This is a genomic window from Devosia sp. (assembly GCF_017744655.1).
In the GTDB taxonomy this organism is placed as follows: Bacteria; Pseudomonadota; Alphaproteobacteria; order Rhizobiales; family Devosiaceae; genus Devosia.
Genome location: NZ_JAGIAW010000005.1, coordinates 171,400 through 192,729, shown reverse-complemented (window position 1 = coordinate 192,729; position 21,330 = coordinate 171,400). Strand labels below are relative to the sequence as shown.

The window sequence follows — 21,330 nt, the reverse complement described above, 5'->3', positions numbered from 1 at the left end:
TCTTCCACGCGATGCGGACCGGAACTGCCATGACCTCTGAACTCACCGACCTGCCCGAATCCCTGGTTCGGCTCGAAGACCTGCTTGCCGAGGCCGGCGACGAAGCCATGCTGCTCTCCGAGCTCGACGGTTTCTTGTGCTGCCTCGCGGTCGGCCCCGAGCCGATTGCCAAGGAGGAATGGTGGCCCTTCGACTGGCTGGCCGACGAGCGTGGCGAACCCAAGCCGGGCACGGCTGAGCTGGAGACGCTGATCGTGGCGCGCCTCGCCGAGATTGAGCAGGAACTCGCCAGCGGCGAATATGCGCCGCTCTACGAGGTCGACGAGGAAACCGACGAGGTGGTCTGGCAGGTCTGGATCGCCGGCTTCCAGCAGGCCATGCTGATGCGCTTCGACTATTGGGACGAATTCCTGCGTGAGACCAGCGAAGATGCGCGTGGCGAGGCGGCCATGCTGCTCGCCTCAGGCCTGATGCTGTCTTCGCCCGATACCAAGCCCGACGACACGGCGGGCGAGGAAGAATGGGCCGAGTATGACGAGGTCATGGAGGCCATGCCCGAAAATCTCGCCATTGCAGCCGTGCTGCTGCACCAGGTGCACAAGGCCGACTAGGCCGCGATATCGGGAAGGCGGGCCTCCATCAGGGCCTTGGTCAGCCGATGCTGCGGCGCAGCGAAGAGGGCATCAGGCTTGCCCTCTTCGACGATTTTCCCCGCCTCCATCACCAGCACGCGATCAGCCATGGCTGCGACCATGTCGAGGTCGTGGCTGATGATGATGTAGGTGAGGCCAAGCTGGTTCTGCAGCTTGACCAGCAGGTCGAGCACGTCCCCTCGCACCGAGACATCGAGCGCCGAAACCGGCTCGTCGAGCACGACGAGGCTGGGCCGGGTGACGAGGGCGCGGGCAATAGCGAGGCGCTGCCGCTGGCCGCCAGAAAACTCGTGCGGGAAGCGGGCGAGCATGGCGCGGTCCAGGCCCACAGAATCGATCGCCTCCATAAGCCGTTCTTCGCGCGCGAGGGGATCGAGGTCCGGTATGAGCCGCAAGGGTTCGCCGAGCGATTGGGTGATGCTCAGCCGCGGGTTGAAGCTGCCGAACGGGTCCTGAAATACCAGCGAAAGATCAGCGCGGCGGGCCGGCGGCAGGTCGCTGCCGCGATAGGCCGTGCCTTCAAAGCGCATCTGGCCCGTTGTGGCGCTATCGAGCCCAACGATCATACGGGCGAGCGTGGTCTTGCCGCAGCCGGATGGCCCGACGAGCGCCAGGCATTCGCCGGCCGAAACGCGGAGGCTGACATCGTTGACCGCGAGAAGCGGTTTTTGCCGCCAGCGCCAGAAGCCACCCTGCGGGAAGGCACGCGTGAGGTGGACTACCTCCAGCAAGGTCTTCTCAGCCACATGCGGCTCACCCTGACGCGGTGCCATGCGTGTCGCGGCAACGAGCTTTTGCGTGTAGGCGTCGGCCGGGCGAGACAGAACCTCCTTCACCGGCCCCGTCTCGATCAGCTTGCCGCCGCGCAAGACCGCGATCCTGTCGCAAAGCGTTGCGACAGCGCGCATGTCGTGGCTGATGAAGATCAGTGTCATTTGCCGTCGGTCGCAGATCTCGCGGATGAGATCGAGCACCACGCGCTGGGTGATGACATCGAGCGCCGAGGTCGGTTCATCGGCAATCATCAGGTCCGGCGCGCTGGCCAGCGCCATGGCGATCATCACGCGTTGGCGTTGCCCGCCCGAAAGCTGATGCGGAAAGCGATCGGTATGCTGCGCTTCGAGCCCAACTTCGGTGAGGAGGCCGGCCACAGCGGTGTCACCCTCGTGGCCAGTCAGCTTGAGTGCTTCCTCGATCTGGTCGCCAACCCGCAGCAGCGGATTGAGCGCCGTCATCGGCTCCTGAAACACCATGCCGATCCGCTGGCCACGCAGCCGCGCCATGGCTTTTTCGTCCTGGGGCAGGTGGGCGCCATCGAAACGAATGGCGCCGGAGACCTCGGCATTTTCCGGCAACAGGCCGGTCACCGCGAGAGCCGTCAGCGACTTGCCCGAGCCGCTCTCGCCGACGACACCGAAACGGTCTCCCTTATTGATGCTCAGGGACAGGTCCGACACAGCCGCCTTGCCGCCGAAGCTGATTGTCAGTTTTTCGATCTCAACCAGCGACATTGGCCAATCCCCGATTGCGCAGGCGCGGGTCGAGCGCATCGCGCAGCCCATCCCCGGCAATGTTGAGCGCGATCACGATGACGACGATAGCGAGTCCTGGCGCGAGGCTGAGCCAAGGATGGATCAGGAACAGGCTCTGCGCGTCGCGCAGCATTAGCCCCAGGCTTGTGGCCGGCGGCTGCGTACCGAGGCCGATATAGGAGAGGCCTGCTTCAGCCAGAATGCCGAGCGAGAGCTGGATCGTGCCCTGCACGATGATGAGGCTGGCAATATTGGGCAGGAGATGCCGCAGGGCGATCATCGGCTTGCTGAGGCCTGCCAAACGCGCCGCGGCGACGAAATCCAGCGTCGAAATGGCCAATGCGCCGCCGCGCGCCACCTGCGCAAAAACCGGCACATTGAAAATGCCGATGGCGATCACCGCATTGCTGGCGCCGGGGCCCACCAGCGTGGCGATAAGAATGGCGATGACAACGGCAGGGAAAGCAAAGGCGAGATCGGAAAAGCGGAGCACGACCCATTCGACAGGCCCGTCATAAATGGCCGCTGCAAGCCCTAGCGGCACGCCGATGCCGGCGCCGATCAGCACGGCCATGGCTCCCACGGTAAAACTCGTGAGTGTGCCCGACATGATCAGCGAAAGCATGTCGCGGCCCAATTGGTCGGTGCCCAACCAATGCTCCGGCCCCGGCGTTGCAAAGCGCCGGGCGATGGAGATGTCGGCGATGGGGTAGGGTGTCCAGACGAGCGAAAGGAGGGCCAGGAGCGCGAAAAGCGCCGTGGCACTGAGCCCGATGACAAGGCCGGGATGCTTCAGAAGGCTGCGCCAGTTCATGCCCGTCGCTCCCGGATACGAGGATCGACGAAGCCATAAGCAAGGTCGACGACCAGCATGGTGAAACTGACGACCAGCACGAGAATGATCGTGGCACTCCGCACCAGTACCAGATCGCGCTCCATGATGGCGGTGTAGATCAGCTTGCCGAGGCCTGGAAGATAGAAGACGTTTTCGACGATGATGGTGCCGGCAACGAGGAAAGCAAACTGCAGGCCGAGGATTGTCAGCACGGGCAGCAGAGCATTGCGCACGCCGTGGCGCCATAGCGCTTCGCCAAAGGTCATCCCCTTGGCGCGGGCAGTGCGGATGAAATCCTGGCTCGAAACATCGACGAGCGCCGTGCGCATGACGCGGGCGAGAATGGCGGCCTGGGGAAGGGCAAGCGCGAGGCTGGGCAGCACGAGGCCGCGCAGCGAGGCCCAGGCATCTTCATTCCACGGCGTAAAACCGCCCGGCGGCAGCCAGCGCAGGGTGACGGCAAAGAGTAGCGTAAGCAGCATGCCGAACCAGAAATTGGGTATGGCGACGCCAGTCTGCGCGAGGATCATCAGCCCGGTATCGATGATCTTGCCGCGATGCCGCGCCGCCAGAATGCCGAGCGGCAGGCCGATGACGACGGAGATGACCATGGCAAAGATGGTCAGCGGCAGCGTAACGGCCATGCGGTCGGCGATCAGGCCGGCCACCGGCAACTTTTGCGTCTGTGACAGGCCAAAATCGCCGCGCAGCATGCCGAAAAGCCAGTTGCCGAAGCGGACAATGGCTGGGTCGTCTAGGCCCATCTGCAGGCGGAGAGCTGCCACGGCTTCGGGCGTGGCATTGATGCCGAGGATGAAGCGCGCGGGATCACCGGGGAGGAGATCGAGCAGGAAGAATATGACGGCGGCAGCGATGAGGAGGGTGACGAGAAAGCCGAAGATGCGGCGGAGGATATAGAGGGTCACTTGGTGAGTTCCCCCCTCCCGGCCTCCCCCACAAGGGGGGAGGTGAAGATCGGTCGCACTGGCTCGATCCTGCCACGCGCACAAACCTGCACCTCCCCCCTTGTGGGGGAGGCTGGGAGGGGGGTGTGGCTGGCTTCAGTCGCCGAAGTCTTATTCAACCCAATGTACGTTGCGCAGGACCACGCCTTCGACGGGTGCGTTCTGCCACATGCCTTCGAGCTTGGCGTTCCACACGCCGGTCTGGGCGAGTTCGAAGAGGAAGCCGTTGACCGCATCCTTGGCGATGATGGTCTGCATCTCTTGTGCCAGCTCCTTGCGCTTGGCCTCGTCGGTCGTGGCATTGAGCGTCTCGTTGAGGGCCTGCACTTCGGGGTTGTTATAGCCGAAGTAGTAGTCGGGATTGGCATAGATGCCAATGTCGAACGGTTCCACATGGCTGATGATGGTCAGGTCGAAGTCCTTGTTGGCAAAGACGTCTTCCAGCCACTGTGCCCATTCCATGTTGACTAACTCGAGCTTGATGCCGACCTTCGCAAATTCACTGGCAATGATCTGGCCCGAAACACGGGCATAGTTGACCGGCGGCAGCTTCAGGGTCGCCGAGAAACCATCAGGATAGCCGGCCTCAGTAAGAAGTTCCCGCGCCTTGTCGAGGTCATAGGGATAGGTATTGGTCAGGTCGATATAGTAGGGGTGGTGCGGCGCGAAATGGCTGCCGATTGGCACGCCATAGCCATAGGTCGCCCCATCGATGATTTCCTGGCGATTGATGGCATGGGCCATGGCCTGGCGCACTTCGAGCTTGTCGAAGGGCGATTTCGCATTGTTGGTCGAAAGGATCGTTTCGCCTTCGGTCGAACCGACAAGCACCTTGAACTGCGGGTTGCCGTCAAAGACCGGCAGGGCTTCGGCGGCAAAATTGTAGGTACCGTCGACATCGCCAGCGAGCAGGGCATTGGTCATCGTCGCGGTATCGCCGATGAACACATAGGTCGCCTTGGTCAGGGCCGGCTTCTCACCCCAATAGGGGCCATACTGTTCGAGAATGACGCGGCTGCCGCGATCCCACTGCACGAAGGCGAAGGGGCCGGTGCCGATCGGGTCGGTCGCATTGTTGGCGGCGCTTTCCGGCGCCACGATGACAGCATCGCCGCGGCCGATATTGAAGAGGAACAGTCCGTCCGGACGCGACAGGGTGAATTCCACCGTAAGCGGGTCAATCACCGTTACGGCCGAAATGGCCTCGTAAAGTGCTTTCTGCGCGTTGACGCTGTCTTCGGCCAGAATGCGCTCGAAGGTGAATTTCACGTCTTCTGCGTCGAAGGCGGTGCCATCGTGGAAGGTGACCCCGTCATTGAGCGTGAAGCGATAGGTGAGCCCGTCTTCGCTGACGGTCCATGCGGACGCGAGGCCAGGCTGTACCGCGCCGGTCTGGTCAATGCGGGTCAGGCCCTCGAAGACATTTTGATAGACCACCACGTCGATGGCCTCGGCAGCGCCGGCCGTCGGGTCCAGCATCGGCGGTTCGAGCGGCGCGCCGACCCGAATTTCGGTCGATTGCGCAAAGGCAAAGCTGGTGGCCAACAGCAAACCGGCACTGGCCAGCGCGAAAGACTTGGTCACTCTCATATCTGTCTCCCAGAGGTCGGCGCGGCTCCGCGCCTTTCGCTAGGTATAGGCAAAGTTTCGCGCTTGCGCACCCGCATTGGGCGCTAAACTTTTCGCCTATCGCCATTTCCCTTGGGAAGAATGACCCGGCTCTACTCGGTCGGCAGATTGTCCACGAGATCGGCCGGGATGCGGAGCGAAAACAGCACGCCATTTTCGCCCGCGGGATCAACCGAGAGCGAGACCGCATTGACCGCGAGGAGCGAGCGGGTAAGCGCCAGGCCGACGCTGGAGCGAACCGGCGCGAGCGCCTGTCCGGACTTGCTCAGGCCATCGCGGAACACCACGAAGCGCTCGGCCATGTCCACGGCGTGATTGGAATTGTCGCGGACATGGATCGCGATCCCACCATCATCGAGCAACTGCGCCGAAATGACGACCGTGCTGCCCACCGGGCTCTGGTCGATGGCGCTGGCGAGGAGGTTAAGCACGGCCTGCGCCAGCGACGCCCGATCGGCTGTTACGCGCGGCAGCGTTTCGGAAATGGCATTGCGCACGATGATCCGCCCGGCATTGGCCTGGTTGCGGATGCGCAGCACGCAGGTTTCCAAGAGCTCCGTCAGATCAAGGCTGGCGCGTTCGGCGAGATATTTTCCCTCACGCAGGCGCGCATAGTCTTCAAGCTCATCCACCAGCGCCGCGATGTCATTGCCGGCGGCGGCAATGTCCTCGGCATAGGCTTCGTAGCGCTCGTCGCCGAGTTCACCAAAGGCCTTGCTGCGCAGCAGTTCGGCAAAGCCGATAATGGTATTGAGCGGTCGCCTGACACCCCGCCCAATGCGGGCGAGCAGGGCCGGATCGGCATCGGGCGTACCAAGGGCGCGGCGCGGCGCGACATTGCGCGGCCGCACCATGGCAAAATAGCCGCTGACGATGCCGGCCTGACCCTGGGCGAAAAGGACGATTTCCGACTTGTTGTCTCCAGAGCGCAGGATGACGGCTGGACGCTCCGTCTCGGCGAAGCGCCCGGGGCGTTCGAGGAAGCCGCGCAGGGCAAAGCCATCTTCGGATGAAATTAACGCCGAGAGCGGTTTACCCAAAATAGTGCTGCCCGCGCCGAGAGCTGCCGAGGCCGAGGAATCGGCCAACCGGACGACGCCAGTGCGGCTCAATTCGACAAAGCCATCGCCGCGCAATTCGGCAAAAGCCTGGGCAAAGGCGCGGACAGCGTCTTCATGACCGGTGCGCACTTCGGTGGTGCTGGCCGAAAGCATCAGTGCGGGGCGGCCCTGCCAGGAGGTCGATTGCAGGCGTGCCGTCACTGGAACCAGCGTCCCATCGCGCTGCACCAAATGATTGACCGGGCCTGCATCCTGCTCGCCATTGCTCGCCGGGAAAATGGCGGTGAGGCCAGCGAGACGCAAGGCCTCGACGGATTCATAGCCGACCATTTCGGTAATGGCGCGGTTGGCAAAGAGGATCTGCTGGTCGCGGAAGACCAGAATGCCGAGCGGCAGGCGATTGAGCACCAGCGTCTCGCCGCCGAGACTGACAAGCGAGCCACCGGGCTTTTCTGAGCCGGTTTCGGTCGTTGCCGGCACGGCCGGTTGGGTCGTTCCTTGAAGGCCTACGCGATCATTGAGAATGCGCGACAGCTCGTCGAAATTGTAGCGCGACACGCGCTCGACCAGGTCGTGGGCGATTTCTGGTTCGGTTCCCGCCGGAAAGAGCGAATCGTCCTCCGGTCGTTCTTCGAGTGCCGGCGGGCGCGCGCTGGCGCGGAAGCCGCGGCCGGTGATCTTGAAGAGGCGCGGGGGCGTGTCGTCTGGCTGTGCAGATTCTTCAGGGGCAGGCGAGAGGGGAACCTCGTCATCCGCTTCATTGAGCGGAGTATAAAGGTCTTCGTCGGCCGCGAGACGGTCCACCAAGGCGCTGAGGCTGCGGAAAAGCGGGCGCTCGTCGCTCTCTCCGGCAGTTGCAGGCTCGGTTTGCGCAGGTTCGTCTTCTTCGTCGAGGTCCGAAGTATCCACCTCATCGGTGAAAACTGCCGGCTCCTCGGCCGGTGCATAGACCGTTTCCGGGTCCGCATCCTGCCAATCGTGCAATTCGCGGGCATAGGAATCGTCGGCCGCGATGGCGGTCTGCGTGACGCTGGGGAGCTCGTCTTCCGGCTCGCCTGCATCCTCGACAGGCGCCGCAGCTTCAGGAGACGTTTCGAGCATCTGGGGTTCTTCTGGAGCAGCGGTGGGCTGCGGGACTACGTCGTCCTCTTGCGCGGCCGGCTCGTCAGCCACCGTGGCCTGTTCGGCCGGCCGGGCTTCTCCTGCCGCACGACCTTGCAGGACGCCGGATGCGGCGAGAATTTCGAGTTCGATGGGATCGACCGAAACGATGAGCAGCCAGGTTTCCTCGCCTTCGAGCACCAGAGGCGTAGTGGCACAGGTCGCCGAGGCCGGCTTGTCGCCGGCATTGAACTGGATGCGCGCCAGGCTCGTGCGACCGGGCGACCCAAGCCTGATGGTGCGCGCCACCTGGCCCTTGAGCGGCACGGCGAGCGGGGCCAACCTCAATCCGCTTTTCTTGAGTTTGCCCAGAAACAGGGCGGCGGCCGGGTTCGACCAGATCAGGCGCTGACCATCCTGCGACCATAGCCAAGCCGGCCGCGCGTCTTGCGCGTGCTGCAGCACCCGGCGGGCATTCGGCGATGTGGTCCACTCGGCATTCATAGACAGCGTTTTGAGGCCATTTGTGATTGTGCCAGATCGGCACAATTTTCGAGAGTTCTTTAAGTGTTCTTCATTATCGTGCCGCTGAAAACGAATCCAGCCCGTGGCACGCATCCCGCCCATTCAATCGTCGCCATGGTTAAATGCGAGGTCCTAAGGAATGGTCACAAGCCCCACTGCAATTGGTTGAAGGCGCGCTCCGTCGCATCTGTCCACAGGGGCAAAATCGGTGCTTGTCATTGTGACGATCTCGACCTATGTTCCGCCCGCTTTCGGCAGCCACCTGTGGCGCCACTGCGATATGCCGCCTTAGCTCAGTTGGTTAGAGCGCTAGATTGTGGATCTAGAGGTCCCCCGTTCGATCCGGGGAGGCGGTACCACCTTCCCCCAAAATTTGGTTTGTTCGCCCCGTGTGTTCGGCTGCGCTGCCCTAGAGGGCGAGGCGCAGGGCCGAGAGTTCGTTGGCGATCTCGGCAAATTCGTCTTTCAGGTCGCTTGATGCCTCTGGAAATTCAGCCTTGTCCGCAGTCGAGGCGCATCCTCTCAACATGGCCTGCACGACTTCTGTCGTACTCTGCGAGACCTTGTTGGTCGCCAGCCCAATCGTGTAAATTTCGATGCCAGCGGCCTTGGCATTCGCGCAAGTGTCGGCAGTGCGTTGATTCATCTGCTCAACGAGCTGGGCATTGCTGGCATTCATAATGCCTAGCCGATTGACGTTTCCCCCGCTGGTCGAGGTTGTGCTGGCATTTCGCGAATTGTAGGGGAAGCCATAGGCGGTGTTGTAGCATTTGCCATTGAGCGTCCGCATCGCGTCATTGCAGTAGTTCGATAGGTTGTAGTCAGTGTTTTCGCCGTCGGTCATGATGATCATGACCTTCTTGATCGACTTGTCTTCGAATGCGCCGCCCTCGGTGAAGGGCTCCGTTGGTGTCAGTGCTCGGAAGCCCCAAGCCGCACCCTCGTGTATATTGGTACCGCCTTCGGCCGTCATGCCTCCGATCGTGTCAATGACGGTCTTGGGGACATTCGTCAGCGGCAGGATGGCGGTGCGTGTACAATCCGCGTTCGGGCCCGACGAGAATCCCTGCGTGCCGATACCCTGATGATACTTGCAGACGCGCTCCTGCAACTCCCGTGTTGAAAGCCCGAACGGAACGAAGCTGCCGCAGTAGCCGGTGCGGGTCTGCGTGTTACCCGATCCTGTCCAGCTTGTGTAGGTGATGCCGCTGCGACAAGCGCAGTTGGGTGGAAGACGGCCGTAGAACGCATTCGGGTACAACGTGTTACTGACAAAATTGATTGGCGAGCTACTGCTGACTGTTCCCTTTGTGAGGACCTCTTTCCCCCAGGTACCATTCGACTTGGTTCGTTGCTCTTCAATGTTGCAGCGTGTTGCGCCCTGTGCTGGGCGGTCGCAGACGGCAGGGCTGTCAGCATTTGCCGTTCCCCAACCAATGGTGTTGAGATAGGTCGAATGGATGATCGCAGTGGTGTTGTTTATGTAATTGTTGCCGCCGGTGCCCGATGCTAGGTCGGGCGAAAACTGCGGCACGAAGAGCGTATCGCCGCTAACGGGAAGACTGTCATCCGTATCAAGATATTCTGACGGTTCGGAGCCCGTCTTGATATGAGGACGGGAGTCTACACAGCCGCGCCACGTCTGTCCGGTAGCTGCCAGCAGGGTCTGCCGTGTGGGGAAGGAATACGTTCCTGATGTCAGGACAAGCCTGTCTTCATCATCGTCGTTGTCGAAATTATCGAAATGTATTGAAGATGCGCCGGTCCTGTCTATCCAGGCCGCATTGGCATTGCTCGCACCTACATTCACAAACATGGTGAATGGTACGATGCCGATGCGAACGTCTTCAACGAGGTCTGCGTCCGCGGTTGGTACGCAAGTACTGTTGTTCTTCCCCGCGTCCTGAACCGCAGTGTACATCAAAATGTAGGTCGCACACTTAGCCGCGTCGATGAGGTTCGTCATGCGGTTTTCGTCTTTCATCGAGCCCGAATTATCGAGCACCATGACCACTTCGAGCGCCAGTTTCTTGCGCGTCGCTTCCGATTCGATTGCGGCATCGAGCTCCGGCACGCCGACCAAGGCGACAAAGATCGTAGGGACCTTAATGCGCGCCTGAAAATACAGCGACCCTTCCTCTTCATTGCCGCGGGTCGTCACAATCTCCGCAACGACGTCGCTGCGCCCAATGCGTTCGTTGAGGAAGGCCTGCGCCAGTTCTTGAACTTCCGCCTGATCGAAATCGTCCTCGAAAACGCGCGGCTGCAGGGCCAGCGCTGCGGCGTCAAGCGCGAGCTGGGCCCGGTTGCGGCCCTGTTCGAGGGTGACATAGTCGACCACCGCGCCGCCAAGCGCGACGAGGACGATCGCCATGACGCCGAACATGACGGCAAAGGCACCGCGCTCGTCGGCGAGGAAACGCCGGAAGGATGAGAGAAAAGTCAGTGTTGACGCCATGCGACAGCTCCCTCAGTCGGGTGCTCGGAGTTTTGCCGCCAAATCCTTGCTAAAGAACCACCACTTTTGTGTTCAATTGCACACGACCGTAGAGATCGATCACGTCTTCGTTGACCATGCGAATACAGCCCGAGGATACGTTCTGGCCGATGCTCCAGGGCTCATTGGTACCGTGGATGCGATAAAGGGTCGAACCGAGATAAAGCGCGCGGGCGCCGAGCGGATTGTTGGGGCCGCCTTCCATATGCGCCGGCAGGCCCGGCTGGCGCTTGCGCATTTCGGCCGGTGGCGTCCAGCCCGGCCATTCCGCCTTGCGCGAGACGCGGTGCGTGCCGCTCCATTCAAAGCCATCGCGGGCAACGCCGATGCCGTAGCGCAGCGCCCGCCCGTCGCCGAGAACGAAATAAAGAAAATGCGACGAGGTATCGACCACGATCGTGCCGGAGCGCTCGCCTGTGGGGTAGGGAACCACCTGCCGGAGATAGACCGGCTGAACCTGGCCGCTCGCCTGCAGCGCCAGGGCGTGTCGCGGGCGCTGGTTGGTGAGGGTCACGCCGGGCGGTGGCGCGAAGCGCCAGCCGGGCTGGAAACGAGAATCCGCAAAGCCGGGTGCAACCTGGGACAGCATCATTGCCGCCACCGCAAAACCCAGACCAACCAACCGCATTGTCTTGACCATGACCATCGAGCCCCCTTTGGCACCACTGCCAATTGTGCCCGGGAAGCCCCAAGGACCGGTCAATCGGCATGGTAAAGGAAGCGATAGAAATGAGAGTTAGCAGGCGGTTAAGCACCTGTGTCGTTCTGTTGCTTCGGAGCAACACGAAAGCCGCCTGCGACAGACTGTCCCACTTTGCGCTTGCCGATCACGGACACGCGATCTAGAAGCCCAATGTCCGCATCTGCCAACCGAGGGAGGCACTTTACATGAAAGCCATGTTTGTCCGCCATTCGGGGAATTGGCATCATCTTACCCGTACCAACCGAGGTCCGGTACAAGGCTAACTCAGCCTTCGGTAAGTCTTCCGGGTTCTTTGCCCGCGGATCGTCCAACTCCTGCTGAAGCGTAGACCGACTCGTATTGCGTCCGTTCTCCGCTTTTTTCCTTCCTTCATAACCAATGAGGCCGGCAGGGTTGCCCCTTGCCGGAGCAAAAGATGTCTCCAAACGCGCTTTCCGAGCGCAGCGTCGTGCTGCGCCTTGAATTCTCTATCGCCGATGCCGTGCACCAGCGCGGTCTCGTGCCGGTGCTGGCCGCAGCACTCGGCGCCTGGTGGAACCGGCCCCGCGTGCCGTCCGAACTGCCCGCCTATCTGCGGGAAGATGTCGGCCTGCCGCCAGTCGCAGAACCCATCCAGTGGCACACTATTCCGACGGCCTCTCTGATTCCGCATCGAAAAGGCCGGAGGGTGACGTGAGCGCCCTTGGCGGCCGGGGACCTCCCCGGCCGCTGCCAACCCACCAATAGCTGTCCAACCTGTTGTTTCCCCAAAACCGATGGGCTAGAGCAGGGGTCCCGAAGGGGGAAAGGTTTTGGCGCGCGCTGTCGTGCAAAAAACCTAGCCTGCGCCCGCCTCCCAGAGTTGTTCCGATGACCGAAAAGACCAAGCTGATAAATCCCCGCCTGCCGCGCGGTTTCGAAGACCGCACGCCCGGCGATATCGCTGCGGTCGGCCAGATGATCGAGACGATCCGAAAGGTATATGAGCGCTATGGCTTCGACCCCGTCGAAACCCCGCTCTTCGAATTCACCGAAACGCTCGGCAAATTCCTGCCCGATACCGACCGGCCCAATGCCGGCGTTTTTTCGCTGCAGGACGATGACGAGCAGTGGATGAGCCTGCGCTATGATCTCACCGCGCCGCTCGCCCGCTACTTTGCCGAAAATTTCGAAACGCTGCCAAAGCCCTATCGGTCCTACCGACAGGGCTATGTGTTCCGCAACGAAAAGCCCGGTCCGGGCCGTTTCCGCCAGTTCATGCAGTTCGACGCCGACACCGTCGGTGCGCCGGGCGCCGAAGCCGATGCTGAAATGTGCATGATGATGGCTGACGTCATGGATGCGCTGGGGCTCGGCGGCAAATATGTCGTACGGGTCAACAACCGCAAGGTGCTCGACGGCGTGCTCGAAGCCGCTGGCGTCACCTCGGACGAGCAGAAGCTGAGCGTGCTCCGCGCTGTCGACAAACTCGACAAGTTCGGCCCTGAAGGGGTCAAACTGTTGCTTGGCGCCGGTCGCAAGGATGAAAGCGGCGATTTCACCAAAGGCGCCGGTCTCGACGATGCCCAGGCCGCCGTGGTGCTCGACTATGTCGCCGGCAAACCGCCCGCCGATAATGAAGGTGTTGCCGAACTCAACACCATGCAGGCGCTCTTCGATGCTGCCGGCTATGGCCCGGAAAAAATCAAGATCGACCCCTCCGTCGTTCGCGGCCTCGAATATTATACAGGCCCGGTCTTTGAGATCGAACTGACCTTCAAGGTGCAGAACGAAAAAGGCCAGGACGTCGTCTTCGGCTCCGTTGGTGGCGGTGGCCGCTATGATGGCCTCGTCTCTCGCTTCCGCCGCGAGCCGGTTCCGGCCACGGGCTTTTCCATCGGTGTCTCGCGCCTTGCCAATGCGCTGAAGCTGACCGGCAATCTTGGTTCGAAAGAGCCCGTCGGTCCCGTGGTTGTCCTCGTCATGGACAAAGACCAGACCGCCCGTTACCAGGCCATGGTGTCCGAGCTGCGCAAGGCCGGTATTCGCGCCGAAATGTTCCTTGGTTCCACCAAGAACTTCGGCAAGCAGGTATCATACGCCGATAAGCGCAATGCGCCTGCTGTCATCATTGAAGGCAGCCAGGAACGCGAACAGGGCATTCTGCAGATCAAGGATCTGGTTGCCGGCAAAGAGGCCGCCGAAGGCATTACCGACAATGCCGAATGGAAAGCCTCGCGTCCCGGCCAGTTCGAGATCAAGCGCGAAGACCTGGTTTCGGCCATCCAGAAGTTGCTGAGCGAGTGATGTTGATGGGCTTTTCGGCATGCACCGCCTTCACCTCTCCCTTTGGGGGAGAGGTCGACCCGCAGGGGTCGGGTGTGGGAGCCTTCGGCCCGCAAAGTGTATGTGAAAGGCCCCCTCACCCGGCGCTGTGCGCCGACCTCTCCCCCAAGGGAGAGGTGGAGAAAGAGCCATGACGAACGCCGCTATGCGCCGGGCCCAGCTCGAAGCCCTTGTCGAAGCTCAGGGCGGCTGTCGGGCGACGCCGCCGCTGCTCTTGCCGGCCGATCCCTATTTTGATCTCGCCGGTGAAGAGTTCGGCCGCCGCCTGCTGCTCACCGCCGACCTGACCGGCGCCGAACACTGCCTGCGGCCCGAATTCACCCTGCCCATCGTCCGCGACTATATTGCCGATGGCACGCGCCAGCCGGCCGCCTTCACCTATCTCGGCCCAATCTTTCGCCAGCGCGAAACCGGCCCCGCGGAATTCGACCAGGCCGGTATCGAACTCTTGGCGCAACCCGATGGCGAAGTGGCGCTCGACCAGGTTTTTACCTTCGCTCGCGCCGCCCTCTCCATTTATGGCCTGCCTACCCATATTCGGCTTGGCGGCGTTGGTCTCTTCGAAGCGCTGCTTGTGCAGGCCGATATGCCCGCCGCCTGGCGTCCGCGCATCCGCCACCGGTTTGGCCACACCGAAGCCATGGAACGCCTGCTGGCGCGGCTTGAAGCGGCGCACGACTCTCCGAGGCAGGAGCAGCCCACGCGCGATGTGCTGATCGAAGATGTTACGGCCCGTATGGTGTCTTCTGGCCTCAGCCTTTCTGAAGGCCGTACGCCCGAAGAAATCGCCGATCGCTACCTCGAACAGCAGGCGCTCGATGCCGCTCATGTGCCGGCCCAAACGCTGAAACTGCTGCGTGACTATCTCGCCATATCAGGCGATGTGCTCTCTGCCCTGCGCCAGATCGAGGCCCTCGCCGAAAGCCACAAGCTTATGCTCGGCGCCCCGATCCGCGCCATTCGCCGCCATCTCGACAAGCTCGGCGAAGCCCAAGTCAGCTTCGATGCGGGTTTCTCGCCGCGCCTCGACTACTACACAGGCATCGTCTTCGAAATGACCGGTCGAAACGGTGCGGTGCTCGCCTCGGGCGGACAATATGATCGGCTGTTGGAGCGCCTCGGCGCTACCGCACCCATCGCCGCCTCGGGCTGCGCGCTTTGGGTCGATCGACTGGAAGCGGAGGTCTCGGCATGACGGGCATTACTCTCGCCGTACCCTCCAAGGGGCGTCTTGAAGAACTGACGCGCGAATGGTTCGCCGCGCGCGGGCTCACCATTTCTCGACCCGGCGGCGCCCGCTCCTATCTTGGCGTCATGGAGGGCGAACCCGACGTCACCGTGCGCTTCTTCCCCGCTTCGGAAATTGCCCGCGAACTGATCCGCGGCAATATCGATATCGGTGTCACTGGGCGCGATCTCATCCACGAAACCAGCGAAACCGGGCCGGACAGCGTGCACTTTGCCCGCTCGCTCGAATTCGGCCACGCCGACGTCGTCATCGCTGTGCCCGAGGCCTGGATCGATGTCACGCATCTGCATGATCTCGCTGACGTCGCCTCGGATTTCCGCAGCCGCCACAAGCGCTGGCTGCGCATAGCGACAAAGTACATCACCATCACCCGCCAGCACTTTGCGCGGGCCGGCATTGCCGAATACCGGATCGTCGAAAGTCTTGGCGCGACCGAAGCCGCACCGGCCTCGGGCGTGGCCGATATCGTCGTTGATATCACCTCCACCGGTTCGACCCTCGCGGCCAACGGCCTGCGTGTGCTCGACGATGGCGTCATGCTCAAGAGCGAGGCCAATCTGATCGTTTCCAGGACCGCTGACTGGCCTGAAGGAAAGAAGAAAAAACTTAATTCTCTTCTCACTCAGCTTGCCGCTGAACCGCTCTAGTCTGACCTAAAAATGCTCGATCCCATCACTCTTCTTGCCCTTGGTGGCGTCGGCCTTCTCGCGGGCTTCGTCGATGCGGTCGCCGGCGGCGGCGGCATGCTGACCGTTCCGGCCTTGCTCTCTGCCGGCCTGCCGCCGATTGCCGCGCTCGCGACCAACAAGATGCAGTCTGTCATCGGCACCGCCATGGCGACCTACACCTATTGGCGGAAGGGCTTTGTCTCGTTCAAGGCGCTGATCCCCTCGATCGCTGTCACCTATGCTGGCAGTCTCATCGGCGCGCTGACGGTCAAGCAGATCGATACGACCTTCCTCAATCTGGCCGTGCCCGTCGCGCTGATCGGAGTGGCGCTCTATTTCCTCTTCGCGCCCAATCTGTCGGATGCCGACCGGACCTCGCGTCTGGCCTTCCCCAAATGGGTGCCTCTGCTCGGTTTCGTTGTCGGCTTTTATGACGGCATCTTCGGTCCGGGCACCGGCTCGTTCTTCACCATAGGCTTCGTGCTGCTCTTTGGCCTCGGCGTGACGCGCGCGGCGGGCAACACGAAACTGCTAAACCTGACGTCAAACCTTGCCGCGCTGACGATTTTCATCCCGAGCGGCGACGTCGTCTGGCCGGCTGTGATGTGCATGGCTGTCGGGCAGATCATCGGCGGCTATGTCGGCGCGCATGCCGGCATTCGCTTCGGCGCAAAGCTGATCCGCCCACTGGTCGTGGTGATTTCCATCGCCATGGCGATAAAACTGATCCTCTGGCCCTAAAGCTCGTTGCCGAAGGCGGCTTCCACGGCGCGCATGGTCTGTGGCCCAAAGCTGCCGTCGATCGTGCCATTGTAGAAGCCGTCGCTCTTGAGCAATTCCTGGATGCGGCGACGGAAATTGGGCGAGGTCTCAGCCGAGCCGATTTCCTTGAGCTCGTCGAGCGCGATATCGAGCCCATTAACGAGAGCCAGATAGGCGAGGTCGCCGGCCTTGCGTGAATCCATGGCAACACCATCGCCATAGAGATAGCGCAGGGCGAGGGCCCATTGGCCATTCGGCTCGCCTGCATCGGCCGCGCGCTGATACCAGGCGGCGGCCTCCGTCGGGTCCTTGGCAACGCCATGGCCGCCGAGATAAAGTTCGCCAATGGCGTAGAGCGCATAGGAATAGTCGTTATCGGCAGCCTTGCGGAACCACTCCATGGCCTCGCCATAGTCCTGGCCGACGCCTTCGCCCAGGCGATACATGCTGGCGACATTGCTCATAGCAGCCGGAAGACCGGCTTCCGCGGCCTTCATGTACCAGTCAAAAGCCTCGTAAAAATCCTGATCGACATGCTCGCCGCGGTCATACATCAGCGCCAGCCGGTTCATCGAATAGGCATCGCCCGCATTGGCGGCAAGAGAATACATCTCGAAGGCGTAGGCATAGTCGGGGTCGCCGCCATTGTCGGCGAAATAGGCCGCGTCGGCCTCGGCAACGATCTCGTCGAGGTCTTCGGGATCGTTGGGATCGAAATTGGTCGTCTGGCTCTGCTCGGTCGTGGATTTGGTTTTCGTCTTCTGCGCCAGCGCGGCCGAACTTCCACCCAGCAAGAGCGCCAGCAGAGTGATTGCCATGACCACAAAACGCATCGGAACCTCCCAAAGCCCTAGATGCCTGAGAATGAAACGGCGCGGGCTTTTCTGTCAAACCACTCGGCAGGGAAAATGCGACCCAAGGCCCGAGGGCAAAAGAAAAAGGCGCGGTGTTGCCACCGCGCCTTTCCACGAAGATCGTGACTGGGAAGAAACGAGCTTCGAAGCTGGTTGGGTTGGACTTCTTAGAAGTCCATGCCGCCCATGCCGCCCATGCCGCCGCCGCCCGGCATTGCCGGCGCTGCTTCCTTGGGGGCTTCGACGATGGTCGCTTCGGTGGTGATCAGGAGCGACGCAACCGAGGCAGCGTCTTCAAGAGCGGTGCGGACAACCTTGACCGGGTCGATAACGCCCAGGGCAACGAGGTCACCGTATTCGCCGGTCGCTGCGTTGTAGCCGAACGAAGCCGAGTTGTTCTCGAGGATCTTGCCAACAACGACCGAGCCTTCGGCACCGGCATTGTTCGCGATGGTGCGGACCGGCTCCTGGAGGGCGCGACGCACGATGGCGATACCAGCTTCCTGGTCGGCATTTGCACCCTTGACGGTGATGGCAGCAGAAGCGCGCAGCAGGGCAACGCCGCCACCCGGAACGATGCCTTCTTCGACGGCAGCGCGGGTTGCGTTGAGCGCATCATCGACGCGATCCTTGCGTTCCTTGACTTCGACTTCCGTCGAGCCACCGACCTTGATCACGGCAACGCCACCAGCGAGCTTAGCAAGGCGTTCTTGCAGCTTCTCGCGGTCGTAGTCCGAGGTGGTTTCCTCGATCTGCGCCTTGATCTGGCCAACGCGACCCTGGATGTCTTCCTGGGTACCGGCGCCATCGACGATCGTGGTGTTTTCCTTGGTGATTTCAACGCGCTTGGCAGTGCCGAGCATGTCGATGGTCACGTTCTCGAGCTTGATGCCGAGATCTTCAGAGATCACCTGACCGCCGGTCAGGATGGCGATGTCTTCGAGCATTGCCTTGCGGCGGTCGCCAAAGCCGGGCGCCTTGACGGCAGCAACCTTGAGGCCACCGCGGAGGCGGTTGACGACGAGGGTAGCCAGAGCTTCGCCTTCGATGTCTTCAGCAATGATCAGCAGCGGACGCTGGGACTGAACAACGCTTTCGAGGATCGGCAGGATGGCCTGGAGGTTCGAGAGCTTCTTTTCGTGCAGCAGGATGACCGGGTCCTCGAGGACGGCGGTCATCTTTTCAGCATTGGTCACGAAGTAGGGCGAGAGATAGCCGCGGTCGAACTGCATGCCTTCAACGACATCGAGTTCGGTTTCGGCGGTCTTGGCTTCTTCGACGGTGATGACACCCTCGTTGCCGACCTTCTGCATGGCTTCGGAGATCATTTCACCGATAGCGGTTTCGCCATTGGCAGAGATCGTGCCGACCTGCGAGATTTCCGAGGTCGAGGTGATCTTCTTGGCCGAAGCCTTCAGCGAACCGACGACTTCACCAACGGCAAGGTCGATACCGCGCTTCAGATCCATCGGGTTGAAGCCGGCAGCGACGGCTTTGACGCCTTCGACGACGATGGCCTGGCCCAGAACCGTGGCGGTGGTGGTGCCGTCACCGGCAATGTCATTGGTCTTAGAAGCAACCGAGCGCAGGAGCTGCGCGCCGAGGTTCTCGAACTTGTCTTCGAGTTCGATTTCCTTGGCAACCGAGACGCCGTCCTTGGTGATGCGCGGGGCGCCGAAGGACTTTTCGATGACGACGTTACGACCCTTGGGGCCGAGGGTAACCTTCACCGCATTGGCGAGGATGTTGACGCCGCGCAGCATCTTTTCGCGGGCGTCGGTCGAGAACTTTACTTCTTTAGCGGCCATGTGAGGCGCTCCTTAGAATGGGTTGAACGACAAAGGGTTACGAAGCTTAGGCTTCGATCACGCCCATGATGTCGCTTTCCTTCATGATGATCAGGTCTTCGCCATTGAGCTTGACCTCGGTGCCGCTCCACTTGCCGAAGAGCACGCGATCACCGGCCTTCACGTCGAGGGCGGCAACCTTGCCGTTCTCGTCGCGGGCGCCCGGGCCCACGGAAACAATAATGCCCTCGGAGGGCTTTTCCTTGGCGGTATCTGGGATGATGATCCCACCCTTGGTCTTTTCTTCACTGTCGACGCGACGGACGACCACGCGGTCATGCAGGGGACGGAAGCCCATGATATTTTCCTCTTGGCATCATTTCTGAATGCAATTTCGGGCTTGTTAGCACTCGAAGTGGCTGAGTGCTAGCAAGGTGATGGGGATATAGGGACGCAGCGCTAAGAGAGTCAAGGTTGGGTGAACGGAGATTTTGTTCGTGCGTTAACATCGGAAGATGAACCTCTTACAAAAGGAGGCTGCTTTGGCCGCCGACGAGACGACTTCCATTGTGAGCCCGATTGCCGGACGCGTGCATATCTTTTTCGACGATGGCGAAATCGCGAGCACAATCAACGCTGTAAGGCTTGAGGAGCCAGGGCGGAAACCGCAGGTTTTCGTGCCGCTCGAAGCCGTGCATCCCGGCATTCTGGAGCTGTCGGAGACGCGGAAAAAGGAGCCGGGAAAGGGCGAGGCGCACTATTATACGATCAAGACGCTGACCGCCGATGGGCCGGACGAAGCCTGGTACTACCCTTATGCCGACGGCGCTTATGGGCCGATCCGCGACCTCATCACCTTTGGCGGCGAGCGCGTGAAAGTCAGCGTTTCTGACGTCTAGTCGTTAGCAGACTGTTAGCATCGAGACCAACGCGGGGCGGATTAGGAGAATGGGGCGCTGTTGCTGCCCCACTTTCCGCTTTCTTCGGGGGCCGAGGTGCTGCATAAGGCGGGCATGAGCGAACAATCACCCTACCAGATCAAGCTGCGCCTCAAGGGCGGCAGCGGTCCCAATGCCAACTGGCACTGGGAAATCCATGATGCCGACGGCAAGGTCGTCAAGACCGGCAGCGCCGTGGGCCCCGAGCACAAGGCCTTCGCCACGGCGCGGATCGCCAAAGAGAAGCTGGAAAAAACCCAGTCCAAATAGGCCGGTCATCCGGCCCGGATAGTGTCCCATGTCCGCCCCCGACAAAATTCCTGCCCAAGCGCCCGCGCGTGCGACCAATCCTATGCGCGGCATCATGCTCAAGGTGGTGTCGGTGTTTTTCTTCGTGGGCATGGCCACCATGCTCAAGGCGACCCAGACGGTACCATCGGGACAGATGGTATTCTTCCGCTCCTTCTTTGCGCTGCTTCCCGTTCTGGCCTATCTCGGCTGGAAGGGACGGCTGGGCAATGCCTTCGCGACCAAGCGGCCGGTCGGGCACATCCTGCGCGGTCTCGTGGGTGTCGCCTCGATGAGCCTGGGGTTCTTCGCGCTGACGCGGCTGCCGCTGCCGGAGGCGACGGCGATTTCCTACGCCGCGCCGCTGTTGATCGTCATTTTCTCGGCCGTGCTGCTCAACGAGCGGGTGCATTTCTTTCGCTGGACGGCGGTGGTCTTCGGTCTTGTCGGTGTCCTCATCATTCTCTGGCCGCGCCTGACGGTGTTTTCGGGCGGCGCCGCGCTCGGCGATGCCGAGGCGGTGGGTGCCCTGGCCGCGTTCCTTGCCGCCGTGCTGTCAGCCTTTGCCATGATGGCGGTGCGCAATCTCGTCCATACCGAGCGCACCGAGGCGATCGTCACCTATTTCTTCGTCAGCGCCAGCGTGCTCTCGTTGCTGACGCTGCCCTTCGGCTGGATCTGGCCGACGCCGGAACAGACGGCGCTGCTGATCGGGGCGGGGTTCTTTGGTGGCATCGGGCAATTGCTGATGACCTCGTCCTATCGCCATGCCGATATGTCGGTGATTGCGCCCTTCGAATATGTGTCGCTGATCCTGACCATTGTGCTGGGCTATTTCATCTTTGCCGATGTGCCGACGCTGACCATGATCCTCGGGGCATTGATCATCATTGGTTCGGGCATTGCCGTCATCCTGCGTGAGCATAGGCTGGGGCTCGATCGGGTGAAATCGAAGGAAGCCAATACGCCTTGAACGCAT

Annotated in this window: 19 protein-coding genes and 1 tRNA gene; 10 read left to right on the top strand and 10 right to left on the bottom strand. The window is 61.6% G+C overall.

Annotated features, from left to right (window positions below):
* Positions 1-29 precede the first annotated feature (29 nt).
* Positions 30-611, top strand: coding sequence for a UPF0149 family protein (locus J7557_RS11790; protein ID WP_291420260.1), 582 nt, complete (start codon positions 30-32; stop codon positions 609-611).
* Here the strand turns inward: J7557_RS11790 and J7557_RS11785 are convergent.
* The 5 genes from J7557_RS11785 to J7557_RS11765 form a co-directional block, all read right to left on the bottom strand.
* A complete protein-coding gene (locus J7557_RS11785) occupies positions 608-2,164 on the bottom strand; it encodes an ABC transporter ATP-binding protein (RefSeq protein WP_291420259.1) in 1,557 nt (518 codons plus the stop codon). The two genes, J7557_RS11790 and J7557_RS11785, sit on opposite strands and share 4 nt — an antisense overlap.
* Positions 2,151-2,999 (bottom strand): ABC transporter permease, encoded by an 849-nt coding sequence (locus J7557_RS11780; RefSeq protein WP_291420258.1) that lies wholly within the window; start codon positions 2,997-2,999, stop codon positions 2,151-2,153. Before J7557_RS11780 ends, J7557_RS11785 begins: the two co-directional genes overlap by 14 nt.
* On the bottom strand, positions 2,996-3,946 hold the full coding sequence (locus J7557_RS11775) for an ABC transporter permease (RefSeq protein WP_291420257.1): 951 nt from the start codon (positions 3,944-3,946) through the stop codon (positions 2,996-2,998). Before J7557_RS11775 ends, J7557_RS11780 begins: the two co-directional genes overlap by 4 nt.
* Positions 3,947-4,096: 150 nt before the next feature.
* The gene (locus J7557_RS11770) at positions 4,097-5,575 is read right to left on the bottom strand and encodes an ABC transporter substrate-binding protein (protein WP_291420256.1); all 1,479 of its coding nucleotides are present in this window, start codon (positions 5,573-5,575) and stop codon (positions 4,097-4,099) included.
* 131 nt (positions 5,576-5,706) lie between these two features.
* Positions 5,707-8,280, bottom strand: a complete 2,574-nt coding sequence (locus J7557_RS11765) for a histidine kinase dimerization/phospho-acceptor domain-containing protein (protein WP_291420255.1) — start codon at positions 8,278-8,280, stop codon at positions 5,707-5,709.
* A 303-nt stretch (positions 8,281-8,583) separates the two neighbouring features.
* On the opposite strand from J7557_RS11765, the gene J7557_RS11760 reads away from it, so the two are divergent.
* Positions 8,584-8,660: transfer RNA gene (locus tag J7557_RS11760), tRNA-His, on the top strand.
* 50 nt (positions 8,661-8,710) lie between these two features.
* On the opposite strand, the gene J7557_RS11755 is transcribed toward J7557_RS11760, so the two are convergent.
* Together J7557_RS11755 and J7557_RS11750 are read right to left on the bottom strand one after the other, a co-directional pair.
* Positions 8,711-10,759 (bottom strand): pilus assembly protein TadG-related protein, encoded by a 2,049-nt coding sequence (locus J7557_RS11755; RefSeq protein ID WP_291420254.1) that lies wholly within the window; start codon positions 10,757-10,759, stop codon positions 8,711-8,713.
* Between the two features lie 49 nt (positions 10,760-10,808).
* Positions 10,809-11,438 carry a L,D-transpeptidase gene (locus J7557_RS11750; RefSeq protein ID WP_291420253.1) on the bottom strand — a complete coding sequence of 210 codons (630 nt, stop codon included), beginning with the start codon at positions 11,436-11,438 and terminating at the stop codon, positions 10,809-10,811.
* 478 nt (positions 11,439-11,916) lie between these two features.
* On the opposite strand from J7557_RS11750, the gene J7557_RS11745 reads away from it, so the two are divergent.
* From J7557_RS11745 to J7557_RS11725, 5 genes are all read left to right on the top strand, one after another.
* Positions 11,917-12,177 (top strand): hypothetical protein, encoded by a 261-nt coding sequence (locus tag J7557_RS11745; protein ID WP_291420252.1) that lies wholly within the window; start codon positions 11,917-11,919, stop codon positions 12,175-12,177.
* A 173-nt stretch (positions 12,178-12,350) separates the two neighbouring features.
* Positions 12,351-13,766 (top strand): histidine--tRNA ligase, encoded by a 1,416-nt coding sequence (gene hisS / locus J7557_RS11740; protein WP_291420251.1) that lies wholly within the window; start codon positions 12,351-12,353, stop codon positions 13,764-13,766.
* Positions 13,767-13,935: 169 nt separating this feature from the next.
* Positions 13,936-15,000 (top strand): ATP phosphoribosyltransferase regulatory subunit, encoded by a 1,065-nt coding sequence (locus J7557_RS11735; protein ID WP_291420250.1) that lies wholly within the window; start codon positions 13,936-13,938, stop codon positions 14,998-15,000.
* On the top strand, positions 14,997-15,701 hold the full coding sequence (gene hisG / locus J7557_RS11730) for an ATP phosphoribosyltransferase (RefSeq protein WP_291420249.1): 705 nt from the start codon (positions 14,997-14,999) through the stop codon (positions 15,699-15,701). Before J7557_RS11735 ends, hisG begins: the two co-directional genes overlap by 4 nt.
* A 12-nt stretch (positions 15,702-15,713) precedes the next feature.
* Positions 15,714-16,463 carry a TSUP family transporter gene (locus J7557_RS11725; protein ID WP_291420248.1) on the top strand — a complete coding sequence of 250 codons (750 nt, stop codon included), beginning with the start codon at positions 15,714-15,716 and terminating at the stop codon, positions 16,461-16,463.
* Here the strand turns inward: J7557_RS11725 and J7557_RS11720 are convergent.
* The 3 genes from J7557_RS11720 to J7557_RS11710 form a co-directional block, all read right to left on the bottom strand.
* Positions 16,460-17,317, bottom strand: a complete 858-nt coding sequence (locus J7557_RS11720) for an SEL1-like repeat protein (protein ID WP_291420247.1) — start codon at positions 17,315-17,317, stop codon at positions 16,460-16,462. The two genes, J7557_RS11725 and J7557_RS11720, sit on opposite strands and share 4 nt — an antisense overlap.
* 188 nt (positions 17,318-17,505) lie before the next feature.
* Positions 17,506-19,146: a chaperonin GroEL gene (gene groL, locus J7557_RS11715; protein WP_291420246.1), complete on the bottom strand. Its 1,641-nt coding sequence runs from the start codon at positions 19,144-19,146 to the stop codon at positions 17,506-17,508.
* A 46-nt stretch (positions 19,147-19,192) separates the two neighbouring features.
* Complete coding sequence (locus J7557_RS11710) at positions 19,193-19,483, bottom strand: co-chaperone GroES (RefSeq protein ID WP_291420245.1); 291 nt, start codon at positions 19,481-19,483, stop codon at positions 19,193-19,195.
* A 184-nt stretch (positions 19,484-19,667) separates the two neighbouring features.
* On the opposite strand from J7557_RS11710, the gene J7557_RS11705 reads away from it, so the two are divergent.
* The 3 genes from J7557_RS11705 (at position 19,668) to J7557_RS11695 (ending at position 21,324) form a co-directional block, all read left to right on the top strand.
* The gene (locus J7557_RS11705; RefSeq protein ID WP_291420244.1) at positions 19,668-20,024 is read left to right on the top strand and encodes a DUF427 domain-containing protein; all 357 of its coding nucleotides are present in this window, start codon (positions 19,668-19,670) and stop codon (positions 20,022-20,024) included.
* 114 nt (positions 20,025-20,138) lie between these two features.
* Positions 20,139-20,333: a hypothetical protein gene (locus J7557_RS11700; protein ID WP_291420243.1), complete on the top strand. Its 195-nt coding sequence runs from the start codon at positions 20,139-20,141 to the stop codon at positions 20,331-20,333.
* 28 nt (positions 20,334-20,361) lie between these two features.
* Entirely contained in the window at positions 20,362-21,324 is a 963-nt protein-coding gene (locus J7557_RS11695) for a DMT family transporter (protein WP_291420242.1), read from the top strand.
* The last annotated feature ends 6 nt before the right edge of the window (positions 21,325-21,330 follow it).

Coding starts and splice junctions, on each gene's coding strand:
- J7557_RS11790 (WP_291420260.1), top strand. CDS start 30: ATGACCTCTGAACTCACCGACCTGCCCGAATCCCTGGTTCGGCTCGAA.
- J7557_RS11785 (WP_291420259.1), bottom strand. CDS start 2,164: ATGTCGCTGGTTGAGATCGAAAAACTGACAATCAGCTTCGGCGGCAAG.
- J7557_RS11780 (WP_291420258.1), bottom strand. CDS start 2,999: ATGAACTGGCGCAGCCTTCTGAAGCATCCCGGCCTTGTCATCGGGCTC.
- J7557_RS11770 (WP_291420256.1), bottom strand. CDS start 5,575: ATGAGAGTGACCAAGTCTTTCGCGCTGGCCAGTGCCGGTTTGCTGTTG.
- J7557_RS11765 (WP_291420255.1), bottom strand. CDS start 8,280: ATGAATGCCGAGTGGACCACATCGCCGAATGCCCGCCGGGTGCTGCAG.
- J7557_RS11755 (WP_291420254.1), bottom strand. CDS start 10,759: ATGGCGTCAACACTGACTTTTCTCTCATCCTTCCGGCGTTTCCTCGCC.
- J7557_RS11750 (WP_291420253.1), bottom strand. CDS start 11,438: ATGGTCAAGACAATGCGGTTGGTTGGTCTGGGTTTTGCGGTGGCGGCA.
- J7557_RS11745 (WP_291420252.1), top strand. CDS start 11,917: ATGTCTCCAAACGCGCTTTCCGAGCGCAGCGTCGTGCTGCGCCTTGAA.
- hisS (WP_291420251.1), top strand. CDS start 12,351: ATGACCGAAAAGACCAAGCTGATAAATCCCCGCCTGCCGCGCGGTTTC.
- J7557_RS11735 (WP_291420250.1), top strand. CDS start 13,936: ATGACGAACGCCGCTATGCGCCGGGCCCAGCTCGAAGCCCTTGTCGAA.
- hisG (WP_291420249.1), top strand. CDS start 14,997: ATGACGGGCATTACTCTCGCCGTACCCTCCAAGGGGCGTCTTGAAGAA.
- J7557_RS11725 (WP_291420248.1), top strand. CDS start 15,714: ATGCTCGATCCCATCACTCTTCTTGCCCTTGGTGGCGTCGGCCTTCTC.
- J7557_RS11720 (WP_291420247.1), bottom strand. CDS start 17,317: ATGCGTTTTGTGGTCATGGCAATCACTCTGCTGGCGCTCTTGCTGGGT.
- groL (WP_291420246.1), bottom strand. CDS start 19,146: ATGGCCGCTAAAGAAGTAAAGTTCTCGACCGACGCCCGCGAAAAGATG.
- J7557_RS11710 (WP_291420245.1), bottom strand. CDS start 19,483: ATGGGCTTCCGTCCCCTGCATGACCGCGTGGTCGTCCGTCGCGTCGAC.
- J7557_RS11700 (WP_291420243.1), top strand. CDS start 20,139: ATGAGCGAACAATCACCCTACCAGATCAAGCTGCGCCTCAAGGGCGGC.
- J7557_RS11695 (WP_291420242.1), top strand. CDS start 20,362: ATGTCCGCCCCCGACAAAATTCCTGCCCAAGCGCCCGCGCGTGCGACC.